The sequence below is a fragment of the Halomonas sp. EF61 genome, from assembly GCF_040147045.1.
In the GTDB taxonomy this organism is placed as follows: domain Bacteria; phylum Pseudomonadota; class Gammaproteobacteria; order Pseudomonadales; family Halomonadaceae; genus Halomonas; species Halomonas litopenaei.
On sequence record NZ_JAMSHM010000001.1, the window covers coordinates 1,010,766 to 1,028,220 of the forward strand.

10 protein-coding genes are annotated in these 17,455 nt (G+C 67.4%); all 10 read right to left on the reverse strand.

Annotation, left to right across the window (positions count from 1 at the left end; genetic code table 11):
* Window positions 1-4: 4 nt before the first annotated feature.
* Window positions 5-1,066, reverse strand: coding sequence for a family 8 glycosyl hydrolase (locus NFI08_RS04420; RefSeq protein WP_349587501.1), 1,062 nt, complete (start codon window positions 1,064-1,066; stop codon window positions 5-7).
* Complete coding sequence (gene bcsD, locus NFI08_RS04425; protein ID WP_349587504.1) at window positions 1,038-1,535, reverse strand: cellulose biosynthesis protein BcsD; 498 nt, start codon at window positions 1,533-1,535, stop codon at window positions 1,038-1,040. The genes NFI08_RS04420 and bcsD overlap by 29 nt, the downstream gene beginning before the upstream one ends.
* Window positions 1,528-5,442, reverse strand: a complete 3,915-nt coding sequence (locus NFI08_RS04430) for a cellulose biosynthesis protein BcsC (protein WP_349587507.1) — start codon at window positions 5,440-5,442, stop codon at window positions 1,528-1,530. Before NFI08_RS04430 ends, bcsD begins: the two co-directional genes overlap by 8 nt.
* A complete protein-coding gene (gene bcsA / locus NFI08_RS04435) occupies window positions 5,439-10,049 on the reverse strand; it encodes a UDP-forming cellulose synthase catalytic subunit (protein WP_349587510.1) in 4,611 nt (1,536 codons plus the stop codon). Before bcsA ends, NFI08_RS04430 begins: the two co-directional genes overlap by 4 nt.
* A gap of 7 nt (window positions 10,050-10,056) precedes the next feature.
* On the reverse strand, window positions 10,057-10,833 hold the full coding sequence (gene bcsQ, locus NFI08_RS04440) for a cellulose biosynthesis protein BcsQ (RefSeq protein WP_349587513.1): 777 nt from the start codon (window positions 10,831-10,833) through the stop codon (window positions 10,057-10,059).
* Window positions 10,830-11,372, reverse strand: a complete 543-nt coding sequence (gene bcsO, locus NFI08_RS04445) for a cellulose biosynthesis protein BcsO (RefSeq protein WP_349587516.1) — start codon at window positions 11,370-11,372, stop codon at window positions 10,830-10,832. Before bcsO ends, bcsQ begins: the two co-directional genes overlap by 4 nt.
* A gap of 439 nt (window positions 11,373-11,811) precedes the next feature.
* Window positions 11,812-12,639: a 3'(2'),5'-bisphosphate nucleotidase CysQ gene (gene cysQ / locus NFI08_RS04450; RefSeq protein ID WP_349587519.1), complete on the reverse strand. Its 828-nt coding sequence runs from the start codon at window positions 12,637-12,639 to the stop codon at window positions 11,812-11,814.
* A gap of 264 nt (window positions 12,640-12,903) precedes the next feature.
* On the reverse strand, window positions 12,904-14,088 hold the full coding sequence (locus NFI08_RS04455; RefSeq protein ID WP_108448594.1) for an HlyD family type I secretion periplasmic adaptor subunit: 1,185 nt from the start codon (window positions 14,086-14,088) through the stop codon (window positions 12,904-12,906).
* Window position 14,089: 1 nt separating this feature from the next.
* Window positions 14,090-16,228 carry a type I secretion system permease/ATPase gene (locus NFI08_RS04460; protein WP_108448593.1) on the reverse strand — a complete coding sequence of 713 codons (2,139 nt, stop codon included), beginning with the start codon at window positions 16,226-16,228 and terminating at the stop codon, window positions 14,090-14,092.
* A gap of 3 nt (window positions 16,229-16,231) precedes the next feature.
* The gene (locus NFI08_RS04465) at window positions 16,232-17,455 is read right to left on the reverse strand and encodes a TolC family protein (protein ID WP_108448592.1); all 1,224 of its coding nucleotides are present in this window, start codon (window positions 17,453-17,455) and stop codon (window positions 16,232-16,234) included.

Genomic DNA, 17,455 nt, shown 5'->3' on the forward strand with positions numbered 1-17,455 from the left:
AAGACTAGTCCGGTGCAGGGGCGGACTCGCGCTGGGCCAGTCGCGCCAGCAGCAGCAGCGAGGCCGAATAGTAGTCGTCGCCGGGTGCCAGGCCCGCAGGCATCGCCCGGAGGTCGCGACCGGCCAGCGCGCGAATCGCCAGCACCCCGCGGGAGGCGTCGTACTCCGCCCGGGCCTCGCTGTAGACGTCGATCCAGGCCGGCGGTGGCTGGCGAGCGGGATCGTTCCACAAGGCCAGGATCGGCGAGACACCGGGACGATCGAGCTGGTCTGCCCAGGCCAGGTAGAGCGGGATACGCACCGCATCAAAGCCGAAGCGGGGCGGCCAGCCCGGCGCCGGAGCCAGGCTGCCGTCGGCGTCAAGCCGCAGCCAGTCGGTGGGCAACCGATAGCGACCGAAGCGGCCTTGCTCGAGCAACCTCAGGCCGTCTTCCACCAGCGTTTCCCAGCCGGCATCCGGCTCCGCCTGCGCAAAGTCGAGCAACGCCGGCATCACCCAGTAGGACAGGTTGAGATCGACGTAACCCTCGCCACGAAACCCCTGCACCCCCGGCAGCAGCACCCGGTAGCCGCCGCGCTGCACCACCAGATACTCGGCGATGGCCTCGCGGATCATCGCGGCCGCCTGGGCGTAGCGGGGTTCCTGCCAACGGCTGGCGGCGCGCTGCAGCGCCCAGGCGATCAGGATGTCGCCATCACTGGCATTGTTGGGGTCCGCCACCGGTGGCACGTTGGTGGGGTCGTAGCGCCAGGAAAACAGCGCCACATCGGTCCGCGCCAGATGCAGTCGGGTCCACTGCCACAGCCGATCGAAGGCCTCGCGATCCCCCTGGGCCTCCGCCAGCAGCATGCCGAAGCCCTGCCCCTCCGAGTGGCTAACGTCGCCGTTGCCGCTGTCGAGAATGCGACCGTCGGCGCTCATGAAGCGGCTCTTGTAACGCTCCCAGCTCTCGTCGGCCGGCGCCGCGAGGGCAAAGGTCAAGGAGGTCACGGCGACCAGCAACATCGCCGTCAATCGGCGCCAACACAGGCCGGCATCAGTGGCCGGCAACTTCTTCCCTTGCATAGACGAACTCCAGAGGTTTTCCCGCCTCTGCCGTCACCACCCGAAGGGGCACCGAGCTATCGCCCCCCTGGCGTTCCAGCCATTCACTATAGGCCCCGGCCAGTAGCGCACTGGCGGCACGGGCGCCGCGGGCTCGCTCGGCCTCGCTGTGACCGGCAACGGGGTAGGCACCATGCTCGATGGTCAGCCGAGTTTCCCCGGCGGTCAATGACACCCAGCCCCAATCGCGCGCACGCCAAAGCTCGTTGAGGGTGCGCTCGAGCCCCTCCAGGGTCTGCTGGTCGGGCAGCGTCAGTTCACTGGCCATTCTGGCCCCGATATGGCGCAGAAAAGCGCCTGCGTCCTGCTCGCCGCCGGAGGCATACAGCTCTTCCAGCAGGAAGCGCAGCACATCGTTCCACTGTGACGCACAGTGGGTGCTGTCGAAGTACGCAAGCGAACGGCGCCGGGCCGCGTCAAGGTCACTCATCTGCTCCCCCAAGGGTGTAGTCCAGGTACAGCCATGCCGAGGTCTCGTCGTAGTCGCCGAAGGTGTCGTAGCCCAGGCGGCCACCCACCCTCATGTCATTGGTCAGCTGGTATGAGGCGTCGCCTCCCAGGGTCAGGCCAAAGCCGCTTTCGCTGGAGGCGCTGTAGCGCGACTCCACCGCCGCGTCGGCATCGGCCAGGTCATCGAGCAACGCCTGGGATTCGCCGTCGGTGGGGAAGAAGTCCTCCGCCGCCTCGGAGTAGCTCTGGAAGCCCGGCGACACCCTGGCGGAGTAGGACCAACGCCCACGCTGTTCGCTGAAGCTGACCGGGAAGGCCACGCTGATATGGTCCTGCGGGCTGAAGTAGCCCCCGTGCCCGAACGAGTAGCGACTCAGGTTGCGATCGAAGTCGAGGTAGTTGACGTGCACCCCGGCCTTGAGCTCGCGGTCACGCTCGTTGATCGGCCGCAGGTAAGCCCCCATGCCCGCCTCCAGCGAGTCGTTATCGGCCACGTTGTCACCGGTGTAGCGATAGCCGCCCAGACTGGCGTAGGCACCACTGTCGCCATTGTCGAAGCTGTAGCCCAGCGCCCCACCGGTCTTGACCACGCCGCCCCAGTGCTCGCCGCTGACCGGATCACGGGTGCCGGCGTAGGACAACAGGCTATCCTTCACCGCGCGGCGTTCCGCTGTCAGGGTGAACTCCCCGTAATCGCCTACCTTCGGATGCAGGCGCAGGCCCCCGACCAGCTGGGACTGGTCGAAGCCCAGTGGCGTGGTACCGACGTCCACGTCCAGCAGATCGCTGCGAAAGCCCAGCGACAGCCCCACCCCGGCGTCGCTCTGGGAATCCGCCGACACGTCCAGGCCGTCGCCCCCCACCTGCCCCAGCCGGGACAGGTAGTCGCTGGTGACCGCGGCACTGACATCGTCATCGCTTGCCAGCTCACCGATGGCCTCGACGATCGCCATGCGACCGAAGCGGCGCTCGGCGTCACCGGAGGGCGTGCCGGCGGACCCGTAGGCCGGGGTCACCGTCAGCTCGGCGCGGGAGCGACCAAAGACCGAGGAAAAATCGCCGGAGGTGAAGGTGGTGGGCGTTTCCACCCGATCGAACTGGCTCAGGCCTTCCTCGCCACTGCGCACCACCAGGGCAAGCCCGCCCTGTGCCTTGGGCGATACCGCGCGGCGCACCTCGGCCATCATCCGCTCGACCTCATCGATCAGCGGCGAAGCCTGAGGAGCTGCCTCATCGGCCGAGGCCCCAGCCCCTGATCCAGCTCCTGATCCCGTCCCTGAGCCAGCGCCCGCGGACAACGAGCCGCCAGGCAGCCAGGCGGGCCGTCCGCCACCAGCGCCACCACTGGCGTTCTCGAAGGGGTTGTCGCCGGTGGCCGAGGCCAGCGCCAGCGACTGCTGAGGATCGGCGCGCAGCTCGCTGCGCGCCTCACGCAATAGCGCCAGGGCCTGGCGGTCCTGTCCCTGGGCCCGGGCCAGCCCCGCCCGCGACAGCAGCCAGCGAGGTCGATCCTGAGCGTTGGCCGGCGGCGCCACCAAAAGCCGCGACGCTCGCACGCTATCGCCCTGGGCCAGGGCCGCATCCGCGGCCCCCAGGCGGGCGTCATCGCTCTCGGGAAAACGGCTCAGCGTGTAGTCGTAGAGCTGCCCAGCCTGACGCTGGCGCCCCCCGTCCTGATACAACCGCGCCATCGCCAGCAGCAGCGCCTGATCCTCGGGGCGTTCGCGCAGGGCGCTGGCCAGCACATCATAGGCGCTGGCCAGCTGGCCCTGCTGGCGCAGCCGGTCCGCCTGGGCGACCCGGGCGCCGATCATCGCTTCGTCCAGCGCCGCACGCGCCGCCAGGCCAAAGTCGTCGCGCGCCTCGAGTCGCTGCACCAGCGCCTTGGCCTGTTGGTCACGGCCGGCGCTCGCCAGCACCGCCACGTAGCCGGTGTAGGCTTCCACCGGCGCGTCCAGCTCGCCGGCGGTATCGGCCTCGACCAGCTCGAGGGCCCGGCTGGTCAGCCCCATCTGCTGATAGCGCTGGGCCACCTGGGCGCGGACTCCCGGATCGCTGGTGCTGGTCAGTACCTCATCGAGACGCTCCAGCGCCGAGGCGCGATCCCCCCGGTCCCAGGCCGCTTCGGCGGCCGCCAACGCCGACTGAGCCTCGGCCTGATCGGCCAGTCGCTGGATGTCCTCGTCGCGTAGTGCCAGCGGGATCACCGCCAGATAGCGTCGGGTCTGGTCCCAGTCGCCCTGTTCACTGGCATACAGCGCCGCGGCCTGAAGCTGGGGCGCGCTGGCCTCGCTCAGGTTGAGCGGGCGAACCAGGTGGCCTGCCTCTTCGACGCGCCCCTGGCGGTCCAGCAGCCGGGCCAGATCCAGACGCACCCAGGGATCCGCGGGCGCCAGTGCCAACGCTTCACGAAGGGTCGCTTCCGCCTCGCTGGCGCTCTGGCCGGCGGCCTGCTGCCGCAGCGCCTGGGCCCGGGCGGCGCCCAGGTCGCCAAGCTGGGCACGAGCGCTGGCCGGCAGACTGGCGGCCAGCGCCTCGGCCTCGGACCAGCGCTGCTGGCGTCGATAGACGTCGACCAGACCGAGCCGTGCCGAGGTGTCATTGCCCAGGCTGAGGTAACGTTGTTCGGCCTGATCGAGACGTCCCTGGCGCTTGAACAGATCGGCCTGCAGCAAGGTCGCCGCCCGCGCCCCGTCGCCGCCACCGCGGGTCAGCGGCGTCACCAGTTCGAGCGCACGATCCAGTCGTCCCGCCCTGGCCTGGGCCCGCGCCTCCCCCAGTCGAGCATAGAAGGCCGCGCTTTCGTAGGCGGCCTGCCATTCGTCGCGTCGCTCGGGTGCCAGCCGGATCGCCTGCTCCAGCGCGTCTCGCGCCTCGGCGAAACGTTGCTGGCGCAGCAGGGTCAGCCCCAGTCCGCCCTGGGCGTCGGCGTCGTCCGGGGTCTGCTCGAGCACCTGCTGAAACTGCGCCTCGGCCTGGTCCAGCCGCTGCTGCTCCAGGCTGTCGTACCCCTGAGCCCTGGCCTGGGCCGCCTCACGTTCCGGCGGCAGGGTCATCTTGTCGGCGAACAGCTCGGCGATCTGGCTATCCTCGGGGTGCGCCTGCTGATAGGCGGCATACAGATGTTCGTCTGCGGGGGTCGCCTCGAGCCACTCCAGCGCCTGACGCCAGGCGCGATCGGCGGCCGCATCGCCGGTCGCAGCGCGCTCGGCCAGGCGCTCGATACCCTGGCGACGCGTGGCTTCACGATAGCTCAGCACCTGGCCCAGCGCGGTGGCCAACGCCGGCTCGTCGGGATGTTCACGCGCCATCGCCGCCAGGCGCTCGCGAGCCTCGCTCCAGCCATTATCGGTGCCGGCCAGGGTCAGGTAGACCTCCGGCGCCAGCCGCGGCGGAACCGCGTCGCCCTCGAGCACCGCCCGATAGCTGGCCATGGCCTCGGCGTAGTCGCCCGCCGCCGCCTGGGAGCGGGCCTCGGCCAGCCGCTGGCCGTCGGCACGCCGCAGTTTCTGTTCCTGCGCCAGCGCCTCGACCCGGTCATCCTCCGGAGCCACCTCGGCCAACCGTGCCTGCCAGCGGCTGGCCTTTTCCATATCGCCATCGGTCAGCGCATATTCCGCCAGCAGGTAGAGGGCACGCCGGTTGCCCGGGTCGGCATCGAGCACCCGCTCGAGGGACTGCTCGGCCAGATCGGCGCGCTGCCGATCCCGCCAGAAGCGAGCCTGCTCGAACAGCGGCGCCAGGGCCTGATCGGTCCCCTGGGCCTGGGCCGGACTCTGGTCCTGCGCCAGCACCGGAAGGGAAGACAGCGTCAATGACAGCAGGGAGCACGACAGCAGTCCTGTCGCACCGGCGCTGCGAACCTTGAACAAACGCATGTGTTTCATCGGCGTGGCGCTCCCCTGGTGTTGTCACTCTGCCCCTTGCCGTCGGCCACCGGGGTGTCGACGCGGCCTCCAGGAGCGTCGGCCTGGGCTTCAGGAGCGTCGGCCTGGCCCCCCTGCAGGCGCCGTGCAGCACGGCGAGCCAGTCCTCGGTGGCAGACCAGCCCCAGCAGTGTCACCACCACCAGCAGCAGAACCGCCATGGCCACCAGGTTCTGGCCCAGCATCCAGCGCAACCTCATGTGCCAGGGCATCTCGCCGACGCCCTGACGCGGCCCTGCGCGAAAACTTTCGGCACTGCCCTCGACAGGAATAAGCGCCAGATCACCATACACCGAGCGACTTACCTCATCGTCGCCCAGTCGCGCCACCAGCGACGGCAGCGCCTCGGCGTCGTCGGCGACCGCCGCGACCACGAAGCGCGAACGGTTCAAGGGTGACGGCAGGCTGACCAGCCCCTGGGACACCTCGCTGTCCTGCAGCGCCTGGGCGGCCTCTCGCCACAGCGGCCGCCAGTCACCCAACAGCCAGTAGCGCCAGCGTTCCATCCAGGGCACCTCGGCCACCGCCAGACGCCCCTCGTCGGCCCGGTAAACGCCGGCGTCGAACAGCGACGTCTGCGCCAGACTGTCGAGGTCGGCGACCACCAGCAGATCCTTGTCGACCAGATCGCCGGTGAGGGAAAGCCCTCGACGCACCTCGATGCCAAGGGCGGGATAACCGGTAGCGCCGGCGATACGGCCCACGCTGGTCAACAGCGCCGATAACTCGCTCTCGTCGGGGGCCTCGGGCACCAGCGCCACGCTGGCACCAAGATCCGCCTGACGCGAGAACGGAAACCCCGCGCTGACGAAGGACGACAGCGACGGCATGACGCTGAAGTGCTCTGCCCGCCGCAGGTCCAGCGTGGTGGTGGGCAGGATTCGGCTGATAGCGTCCTCACCCAGCCCAGGCGCGCAGTCGACCCCGTCTGCCACCGCCAGGTGAAAGTAGAACTGCAGGCGATTGTTGCCGTAGAGCAGGTCCCTGGGCAGCAGGACCTCGGCGCTCTGCTCCCGGCCCGCGCCTACCAGGCGTTGCCACAGCCGCTCCAGCGCCTTGCCCGACTCCACCGGCAAGGCCGCGAGATATTCGCCGTTGAGGCTGACATCGAGGCTCGAGGCGATGGGATCGAGCCAGGGCTCGTCGGGAAAACGATAGTCGACTCTCAGCCGATAGTTCTGACCGGGCCACAGGAACAGATCCGGCGGCACCCTCAGGCTCAGGGCGTGCTCCCGGGCGGACAGCCCGCGTGCCACGAAGCCCTCGGGTTCGCCCAATGAGGCCAGGCTGGCCGGGGTTTCGACATCGACCCAGCGCGGCGCGTCATAGGGCTCGCGAGGGGCTGGCGGGCTCAGTCGTTCGTCATCCAGGCGCAGCCGTTCGCCGCTCAACGTCACCGGCGCTGCGCTATCGAGACTCTCCCCGAGTCCCGACAGCGCCAGGCCGCGTGCGGCCCGGGCCACCTCGACGTCACTGTTGCCCACCACCAGCAGCAGCTTGAACAGCGGGTTGCGCGGATTGGGACGCATCAACAGGGTCGGCCCCTCGACCTGCGGCAGGGTCAATCCCGCCAGACGTTGCCCCGAGCGCCCGATCACCACCGCGTTGTCCAGCGGCAGGCGATCGTAAAGTGCATCGACCTGTAGCTGCCCGGCCTCGGCGTAGCGTCCGAAGTGCGAGGCAATGATGGCCGCCCCGCGCAACTGGGCCTCAGACGCATCGCGGGCCATCACCATCGCCACCCGACTGACATCCGCCGTCGCGGCATCGATAAAGGGCCTCGGCAGGCGGGCCAGCTCGTCGGGGGTCGGCAGCCGCTGCAGGGTCAAGGCCAGCCTGGATTCGGGGGCGATCTCCACCCTGCCGACGGCCTGGTCATCACCGTGGCACTGCTGGGTCGCCTGCCCCAGCAGGCGAAACTCCAGGCGATTGAAGGGCAGGATCAGGGCCGAAGGGATATCCAGGCGCTGGGTCATGCCGCCGGCGTTGAACTGGTCAAGGTCGATGGTCTGAAGCGTCTCGCCGTTGAGCAGCACCCCGAGTTGGCTGTCGGCCGGCAGGTCACTGTGTGACAACGACAGCGACAGCGACGCAGCCACCGCCACCTCATCATCGCGCAGCGAGAATGCAGTACCCGAAAGCCGGGTGTTCGGGGTCAGGCGCAAGGTCTCGTCAGCGGCCAGCAGCGGGATCGACAACTCGCGCCGGGTCGGTTGCAACGGCTGGCTGACGCTGTCCAGATCCAGCCGACCGTCCTCGCCGAAACGCAGCGGAGGCAACGTCTCGCCCGGTACCGAGGTGTCACCCGGCACGTCACCAAAACCGCCGGCCTCGTGCGTCACGCCGATCGTCGGCGCCGGGACCTGGGCCCAGACCCGGTGCGAGACCATCAATACCCCGAGCACGATGGTGGCCACCAGCATCACCGGCGCCAGCCAACCTCGACTAAAGCGCCCCTGGGTCAGCCCCCGCACCGGGCTACGGAAGTGCAGCCCCTTCTGCTGCCACTGGTGGAAGAACAGTCCCACCACCGAGCGCACCACATGCCACAGTGACGCCAATGGCCGGTCCTGGGGATGCGGTGCCTCGGGAATCCAGGCGTCGGCACGCCCCATGACCACCCGCACCAGTTCTCTGCGCTGGCGCAGCGGCAACTCATCGAAACGAAAGCGCAGTGAGTCATCGGCACCGGAAGCATTGACCGAACACACGGGAAACATCAGCCCCCGTCGATTGAAGGTGATCTCCAGGCACTCCACCTCGCTGCCCAGGGCCGAGCGCTTGCCCTCCACCAGGGCGCCCCCCATGGACAGGTTGGCGGTCCAGCTCTGCACCGCATGGCCACTGGCCAGATGCAACACCACCGGAAGACGCGCCTCGACCCGCACCGAGCGCCGCAGCTGGCGCGTTTCCCGTGCCACCGCGATGGCCGCCAGCAGCACCAGAATGCTGACGGAGGCCCACATCACGTTGAACAGCATGACGCTGGTCTGGACATCGAACAGATCATTCCAGAAGACCCGCACCAACCCCCACACCACCGCCGCCACCAACAGGCCAAGCACGAACAGATGGGGACGCACCGCCTCACCGTCGAAGTAGCCCTCCTCCAGCAGTCCACCCTTCTCGGTGACATTGAACTTGCCCCGACGCGGGCTGAGCAGAGTCACCAGGGTCGGCTTGAGCAAGTGAAAGGCCAGCACGCTTTCGTAGATCTCGCCCCAGAAGGAGTAGCGGAAGCGCCCCACCAGCCGCGAGTTGGTGTAGATCGCGTGAAACAGATGCGGCAAAGCGTAGACGGCGATCATCTGCGGCGACGAGGCAATGACGTGCAGATCAAACAACAGGTAGGCCAGGGGTGCGGTCAGGAACACCAGGCGAGGCATGGCGAACTGGAAGTGCAGCATGGCGTTGAGGTAGCAAAGCCGCTGCGGCAGGCGCAGGCCACGCCCCCACAACGGATTGTCCAGCCGGAAGATCTGGGTCATGCCCCTGGCCCAGCGGGCCCGCTGGCCGATGTGCAGAGACAGTCGCTCGGTGGCTAGGCCAGCGGCCAGGCGCACCCCCAGGAAGGCCGTGTTCCAGCCACGCCGCTGCAGCTTGAGGGCGGTATGGGCATCCTCGGTCACGGTTTCCACCGCGAAGCCGCCGATCTCTTCCAGCGCGCTTCGCCGCATCAGTGCACAGGAACCGCAGAAGAAGGCCGCATTCCAGTAGTCGTTGCCCTTCTGCACCGGCCCGTAGAACAGCTCCCCTTCGTTGGGGATGTCCGCCCCGGCGACGAGGTTGCGCTCGAACGGGTCCGGGGAATAGAAGTGGTGAGGCGTCTGCAGCAGTGCCAACCGCTCGTCGGCGACAAACTCCCCCACCGTGGCCTGCAGAAAGGCCCGGGTCGCCACATGGTCGCAGTCGAATACGCAGATCAGCTCGCCGTCGGTCAGCCCCATGGCGTGATTGAGGTTGCCCGCCTTGGCGTGGCTGTTGTCTTCCCGGGTGATGTAGCCGACCCCCACCGCCGCGGCGAAGGCGCCGAACTCGGGTCGCTTGCCATCGTCCAGCACATAGATACGCATGCGATCCGCCGGGTAATCGATGTTCTGGGCGGCCAGCACCGTGTCCCGCACCACCTCGAGACTCTCGTTATAGGTGGGGATATAGATGTCCACCGTCGGCCAGCGCGTCGCATCCGGCGGCATCGGCCGGATCGCCCGCTCCAGCGGCCAGGCGATCTGGAAGTACCCCAGCACCAGGATCACCCAGGCGTAGCACTCGGCGGCCAGCAGACCGTAGCCGAACACCGCCTCGACCTGGGTATCGAACACCAGCGTCTCGCTCAGACGCCAATACAGGTAGCGGGTAGAGACCAGCACCGACAGCAGCATCATCGCCTGGCGTACCCAGCCACCACGAAGGCGAGCCAGCACCAGCAACGCCAGCATGCCGACACCGGCGAACACCAGCTGGCGCTCCAGGGTCAACGGCGTGGTGACAAGCAGAGCAGCCAGGGGCGCCCCCAGGATCAGCGCCAGCAGACGCGCGCCCAGTGACGCAGAGGAAGAGACGTTCATGGGCATCCTATAGCGCCGGGGCGACCACCCCATGGGACTGGAGTGAGGGGAGCAGACGACTGACGCTGCGGGCCAGGGTGTCGATATCGTGGGCCGCCGCCGAGGCTGGCGCGTAGTCGAAGATCGACTGCTCACAGGCCAGCGCCTCGGGAATCGCCTCGTCACGATGCACGTTGCCGAGCAACGGACTGCCCAGACGATCCTGCAGGAAGTCGGCCACGTCGCTGGAAAGCCTGCGGCGTCGATCCACCTGATTGATGATGTAGTAGGGCCTGACACCAGGCCCCATGAAGTCGCCGCCTTCGATACGCGGCAACACCGACAGCGAGGCACTGTCGGCCAGCAGCACCGCCACCTGGATGGCATCGGCAGCGCCCATGGCGGCAAGGCTCGGCGACGGCCCAGGCGGTAGATCCGCCAGCACCACACAGCGTGGCTCGTTCAGCAGAGGCCCCAGACGCTGGGCCACCGCTTCGGGGTGCGCGCCGAGCCAGGACTCGAACGCCAGGCGCTGGGCGTCGCTGACCTCGCCATAGGGCAACAGCTCGATACCGCTGGCACTGGGCACCAGCAGGCGTCGCCAGTCATCGATCTCCACGGCCTGGGCGACAAAACCTCGCCCCTCGCCGAATCCCAGCCCGAAGTGCAGTCGCAGAGCGTTCTGCACGTCGAAGTCGATGACCACCACCCGGTGCCCGAGACGCTTGAGGGCGTGAGCCAGATTGGCGGTCAGCGTTGTCTTGCCGACGCCGCCCTTGGGCGACGACAGGGAAACCAGATTCATTGAGAGATTCGTTTGAGCAGAGGTTTCAGCGGCGTTTCCTTGCCGATAGCGGCCTCGGACGACGCCTTGTCCGGGGCACTGCGAAACAGATGGCCAAAGCGCCCGGCAGGCGGCACACGAGCCTCCCCCGGAGGCGAGGCCTCGCCCACGCTCAAGGCGTTGGTGGCAGGCGCCTGGTGCTCGACCCGCCGCCCAGCGGGGGGCTCGCTGCGCTCAGCGACGGCCGAGGGGGCGGGCCGGGCGGCAGGACCAGAGGCAGGCTCAGGTGCCGGGGCTGCGGGAAGCTTTTCCAGCGTCGCCCAGGCCTTCCCCTTGCGCGCAGGGGCCACCTCGGCTGCCGTTTGCAAGGGCTCTGGGCGAGCACCTGGCTCGGCGCGTGACGGCCTGTCACCAGGATCGACGTCGTGGCCCGAGAGCTGGCCAAGCAGCCCCCAGCGTGGCTGCCCCGACTCCTCATTGGTGCGACCAAACGCCTGGTAGCCTGCGGTATCGGAACCGGTTTTGCGCAGGAAATCCTGGATATCGTCCGAGGCACTCATCTTCCGTCTCCAACGGGCCAAGGCACACGACTCCCCTGCCTCGTCCGTCAAGGAACCGGCGAGAGCGTACGCGGAAAAGACGCTTCGACCAAAGAAGCACATATCGACCAAAGAGGCATATTACTACCACTTTTGTGCCGCTACCGCAGCAAGCGATCTCTCAACGCGCCTTGCGACAATTGCCTGATTCCTCGCCACTTCTCAAGCACAGCCACGCCAGAGCCTGCCTTCAGGCGGACCAACGGGCGCGCCTCCAGCAAGCAAAAACTCAGAAAAATGAGTGAGAAACCTATGGGGCCAGGACAGCCAGGGATAGGGCGCCGCCAAGGGCCACAGCCCTCGGGACACCTGAAACCGCAGAAAGAAAACGATCGATGTGGCAAAAAAAGGCCGATTCGAGCCACGGCCCGAATCGGCATAAATTTCTAGAATTCAAGCGCTACTGTGCCAAGGCGGCAGCCAATGCCTGCTCCCAGCGCGCGTCGCGCTGGCCACACACGACAAAGAACGGATTGAGCAGCGACTCGCCACGATTGCAGCGCAGCGGCTCAAGGGTCTCTGCGTCCAGCACCTGTCCACCGGCGGCGGTAACCACCGCCTGGGCGGCGGCGGTGTCCCATTCACAGGTCGGTGCCAGGCGCGGGTAGAGATCGGCCTTGCCCTCCGCCACCAGGCACAGCTTCAGCGAGCTACCCATCGAAGTGCACTCGGTGGCCGGCAAGCGTGCACAGAAAGCCTCGAAGGCCTCGGCACCGTGGCGGCGGCTACCCACCACCACCCAGGGGGCCTCGGCGGGGTCCGGCAGTTCACGCGCATGGATCGGCTGGCGCGACTCGCCCTCGGATCGCCAGGCGCCATTGTCCTGTTCACCGAACCAGGTCACCCCCAGCACCGGCGCATGGACCACCCCGAGCACCGGGACGCCATGCTCGATCAGCGCCACATTGAGGGTGAATTCACCGTTGCGATTGACGAACTCCTTGGTGCCATCCAGCGGGTCCACCAGCCAATAGCACGACCAGCCTAGACGTGTCTCGGTGGCGATCTCCCCGGATTCCTCGGACAGTACCGGCACCTCCGGCGTCAGTCGTCCCAGCAGCGCCACCAGGGCGTGGTGGGCGGCCAGATCGGCCTCGGTCAAGGGGCTATTGTCGTCCTTGTGCTCGACCTCGAAGTCGCGCTGATAGATCTCGAGCACCAGTCGACCGGCCTCTTCCACGCCGGCGACCAGGGCATCCTTGTGTTCACTGCTCAGAGAAACGGGCACGCAAGACTCCTTGATATTAAGGCCCGATCGGAGTCGGCACGACGGGCCGATACAAAGTACCGGGAAGGCCAGGCCTTCCCGGAAATCGATGGTGCCAAGCTTAGCGTGAGTGGCGTATCGAGCGCAGCGCTGCAAGCGGATCGGCACGGGTCCGACGCCGCGCGCTCAGGACGAGATCAGCGGCAGCCACTTCCCCCCCCTTCTACAACGCTCCAGCCAACCCGATGACCGGTGAGGAACGACGCCCTCGGCGGCGATGGCTTCTCAATAGAGCCTTGCCTTGATGATCGGCTTGAGCAGATAGCTCAGCAGCGATCGCTCACCGGTCTGGATGTCGACCTCGGCCACCATGCCGGGCCGAATGGCGAGACGCTCGCCGTGGCGCTCCAGGTGGGCTTCATCGGTGCGCACCAGCACCTCGTAGTAGGACACCTTGCCGCGCGGCGTTTCCTCTTCGATCGTGTCCTCGCTGATCTGCTCGACCGTGCCTTCCAGGTCGCCGTAGATGGTGTAGTCGTAGGCCGTGATCTTGACGCTGGCCGGCATGCCCGGCGCCACAAAGGCAACGTCCTCCGGCCGAATCCGCGCTTCGATCAATAGCTGGTCTTCCAGCGGCGTGATTTCCAGGATCGGCTCGCCAGGCTGGATGACCCCACCGGTGGTGGTGACCATGATGTCGTTCACCCGCCCGTGCACCGGCGACACGATCTCGGTGCGCTCGAGCTGGTCGCGACGCTGCAGCAGGGTCTGCTCCAGCGTCGACAGCTCCGCCTGCTTGGTGGAAAGCTCGGCATAGGCGTCCTGGACATAGGTGTTGCGCATCTCGGCCAGCTTGCCGGCCAGCGAGGCCACCGTCTGCTGCAGCTTCAGGACCTCCATCTCGCTGACGGAGCGTCGCTCGACCAGCGGTTCCAGCAGCCTCAACTGGCGCCTGGCGATGGCCATCTCGTCCTCGATGGAGGCCTCCGCCTGCAGCAGGCGATTGCGCCGGGCCTCGAACAGCGCGCGTTCGGAGCGCGCCAGCTCGCCCCGTTCATCGATATCGTCGGGAAAACGGATGCTCTCCTGCTCCAGCACCTCCGCTTCCAGGCGCGCGATAGACGCTCTGAGGACCTCGACCTGACTCATCGTTTCCAGGTAGGCGCTGCGAAAACGCGTATCGTCCAGCCGCAGCAGGGGCTGCCCTGCGGCGACCCGCTCGCCCCGCTGCACCAGCAGGCGCTCGAGGATGCCGCCCTCCAGGCTCTGTATCGTCTGCATGCGTGACAAGGGCACCACTTTGCCGTCGCCGCGCGTGACCTCGTCGATGGTGGCCCAGGACGCCCAGGCGATAAAGATCGCGATGGTGGCGACGCAGGCCCACAGGATGGCGTGGGTTCCCTGGGGCAGCGAGCTTCCTCCCTGCAGCTGTTCCAGCACCCGTCGCTGGCGTGATGTCGCGCTGGCCATGTCATTGTCCTCCTGCGGCGCGGGCGGCGGTGGTCCTGACCTGATTGCCCGAGACCACCTTGTCGACGGGGCCATCCATGACCCGCCGGCCATCCTTGAGCACCACCGCCCGGCGCACCAACGACAACAGCGACTTCTTGTGGGTCGAAATCACCACCGTCCGTCCCTCCAGCCAGCGTGAAAGGAAGGCGATGACCTGCTGTTCGTTGGACTGGTCGTAGGCAGCCGTAGGCTCATCCATCAGCACGATACGCGGGTCCTGCAGGATCAGTCGGGCCAGGCCGACCGCCTGGCGCTGACCACCGGAAAGGCTGGCATTGCCCTGAAGGGGCATATCCAGCCCCAGGGCGTGTCGGCGGACGAAGCGACCGAGGCCGACATGGTCGAGCGCCTCCATCAGCTCCTCGTCGTGATAGGCGCCGCCGTCCAGCATCAGGTTGTCACGCAGGGTGCCGTGAAACAGCGCGATGTCCTGGGGCACATAGCCGATGGCCCGGCGACGATCCCCTGGCTCGATCTGGCTCAGGTTCACCTCGTCGAGCTGGACCGTCCCGCTCGCCGGATCGATCAATCCCGCCAGCAGCCGCAGCAGGGTCGACTTGCCCGCGCCATTGCCTCCCAGCAGGGCGATGCGCTCGCCCGCGGCAATAGACAGCGAGTCGAGCGCCAGGGCCGGCGGCGCATCCTGTTGATAGGCGAGCCCGACCTCGCGCAGTTCGTAACGCCCCTGGACCCGTTCCTTGCGCACAAACTGGCGTCCAGCTGGGCGTTCTGTCGGGGCGTCCATCAGGCCATCCAGCCCCTCCATGGCGACCTTGACGTGCTGCCAGCGCGCCAGAATACCGGCCACCTGGGCCATCGGCGCCACCACCCGTGAGGTCAGGATGGTACAGGCGATCAGGCCACCCACGGTCAGCTCGCCGGCGGAGATGACATAGACACCGGCGATGACCACACCGACATACACCAGCTGCTGAACCATGGAAGCGCCGTAGGTCAGCTTGGATGACAGCCGCCGATGGCGGGTGGAGGCATCGGCGAGCTCTTCTGACAGGCTGTCCCACAGCCGCAGGTGGCGGCCCTCGGCACGACTGGCCTTGACCGATTCCAGATGGTCGATGGTCTCTAGCAGTACCCCCTGGCGCACCGCCCCTTCACGCAGGTTCTGGCGCGACAGCCGCGCCAGCTTGCGCTGGGCCAGCAGGCCGGGCAGCACCATCATCACGATGCCTGCCACCGGCACCCACACCATGTCGCCACCGATAAAGTAGATGACACCGAGAAACAGCACGACGAAGGGCAGGTCGCTGATCGCACCGATGGTGGAAGACGTCAGGAACTCGCGAACGCTCTCGAACTCTCGAACCTGGCTGGAAAAGGCCCCCACCGACCCGGGCTTGGCCACCAGGCGCAGGTTCATCACCTGCGAAAAGAGCCGCGACGACAGCTGTTGATCGAGCTGCTTGCCGGTATTGTCGAGCAGGCTCGCCCGCAGTACCCGCAGGCCAAATTCGAGCAGGATCGCCAGACCGACACCGCTGGCCAGGATCCACAGGGTGGAGAACGCCTCATTGGGCACCACCCGGTCATACACCTGCATGGCAAACAGCGCCGTACCGATGGCCAGCAGGTTGGCCATCAAGGCCGCCACGCCGACCTCCACCCAGGTTCCCCAGCAGCGACTCAGAGGGCCTTTCAGCCAGTGCTCCTGCGGCTCCTCGGCGAAGCCTCCGGCCCGATCATCCGGCTGAAGATCCGGCCTGGCGACGATCGTCACGCCGGTGTGCCTGGCGCAAAGCTCTCGGGGGCTCCAGGTTTGGGTGCCACCACCGCTTTCACTCAGCAGTACCTTGATCGCGCCCTCTTCACGGGCCACCACCGTCACCCAGCGCTCGTCGTCCAGCTCGATCAGCACCGGCAGCAGGTCATCGGCCAGCTTGTCCAGCGGAACGTCGAGGCAGCGTGCCTTCATCTGTACCCGCCTCAGCGCGCGTGGCACCTCGGACACGGGTAGCCGCCCCTGCTCCAGCGGCAGGCCATCGCCGAGTTCGGCGGTGGTGCAATGCCGGTCCCACTGCTCGCACAGCACGACCAGCCCCTCTCGCAATGCGTCTCCAGTCACGCCTTGTGACGACTCCATCGCTCAGCCTCCCTGCGCGATATCCTGTTCCTCGAGCCTCGGCACGACGGCGGCCAGCGTTCCCAACTGCGAAGCGGCCCGGTACTGCAGGCGCAGTTGCTGGATCTCCACGTCGATACGCTGTCTGGCCGCCTCGAACCGCTCGCTCTCGATACTGAGCAGATCGGCGATATCCCTGAGACCGACGCTGAACTGGTCTTCGTAGGTCGTCAGGACCTCGCCGGCCCGATTGATCTGTTCCTCGAGCCCTTCCAGACGCCACTGGGTCACCTGGTACTGCTCCTTCAAGCCGGCGATGGTGCGCTGAAGGTCACGCCGTGCGGCCCGCCGCGAGAATTGCGAGGACTCCACCCGCTGGGCGGCAGCGTCGGTCCTGCGCCAGTTGGACAGCCCCTGAATGGGCTCCATGCGCACACGCAGGGCGATCACCTGATCCTCTTCCATCACCCCGCCGACCTCACGCCTGAGCAGCGAGCCCTCGAGGTTGAGCTGCGGCATCAAGGCCGCCTCGGACTCCTCCAGCTCAGCCTTCGCCACAGACACGTCGGCCTCGCTCTGTTCGAGCACCGGGGCGTCCTCGATCGCAAGGTCCACCTGCGCCGGTGCGGCCAGGCTTGCCAGATAGTCCTCGGGGTCGGGCATCTGGGTGGCCAGGATGTCCCGTTGCAGCAACACCCGCAGTTCCTGCTGGGCCTCACGTAGGCCACCCCGCTCCATCGCCAGTTGCTCACGGGCACGGGCGATGTCCAGACGGCTGCGCTCGCTTTCGCTGCGATCGCTGTAGCCACCAAGATCACGCTGGTCGGTCATCGCCGCCAGCGTCTCGAGCCGGTCCAGGTAGCCCTCCACCTCGACGACACGGCGTTGAGCCGCCACCACGTCGAGGTAAAGCTCGATGATATCCAGTGCCACTTCGTCGCTGGTTACCTTGAGCGAGGCCAGCCGATGCCGGTACTCAGCCGATGCGGACGCCACCTGTGATGCGATGCGACCCCAGTCATACAGCACCTGGGTCGCCGTGACGTCGTAGCCGAGCTCTCCCATCAGCGAGTTCTCGGGACCCGCCGACACCTCCACCGAGGGCCAGTAGCTATCGCGCGCGATATCCACCTCGGTGGCGGCCACCCGGACGTCGGATTCCGCCGCCCGTACCTCGGGATTGACGGCCAGCCCCTGGACCACCGCTTCCGACAGGCTCAGCGCCTGGGCCTGAAGGGCGCAGACCAT

Bases quoted from the DNA above. Each gene is read 5' to 3' on its own strand.
- NFI08_RS04420 (WP_349587501.1), bottom strand. From the start codon at position 1,066: ATGCAAGGGAAGAAGTTGCCGGCCACTGATGCCGGCCTGTGTTGGCGC.
- bcsD (WP_349587504.1), bottom strand. From the start codon at position 1,535: ATGAGTGACCTTGACGCGGCCCGGCGCCGTTCGCTTGCGTACTTCGAC.
- NFI08_RS04430 (WP_349587507.1), bottom strand. From the start codon at position 5,442: ATGAAACACATGCGTTTGTTCAAGGTTCGCAGCGCCGGTGCGACAGGA.
- bcsA (WP_349587510.1), bottom strand. From the start codon at position 10,049: ATGAACGTCTCTTCCTCTGCGTCACTGGGCGCGCGTCTGCTGGCGCTG.
- bcsQ (WP_349587513.1), bottom strand. From the start codon at position 10,833: ATGAATCTGGTTTCCCTGTCGTCGCCCAAGGGCGGCGTCGGCAAGACA.
- bcsO (WP_349587516.1), bottom strand. From the start codon at position 11,372: ATGAGTGCCTCGGACGATATCCAGGATTTCCTGCGCAAAACCGGTTCC.
- NFI08_RS04455 (WP_108448594.1), bottom strand. From the start codon at position 14,088: ATGGCCAGCGCGACATCACGCCAGCGACGGGTGCTGGAACAGCTGCAG.
- NFI08_RS04460 (WP_108448593.1), bottom strand. From the start codon at position 16,228: ATGGAGTCGTCACAAGGCGTGACTGGAGACGCATTGCGAGAGGGGCTG.
- NFI08_RS04465 (WP_108448592.1), bottom strand. From the start codon at position 17,455: ATGGTCTGCGCCCTTCAGGCCCAGGCGCTGAGCCTGTCGGAAGCGGTG.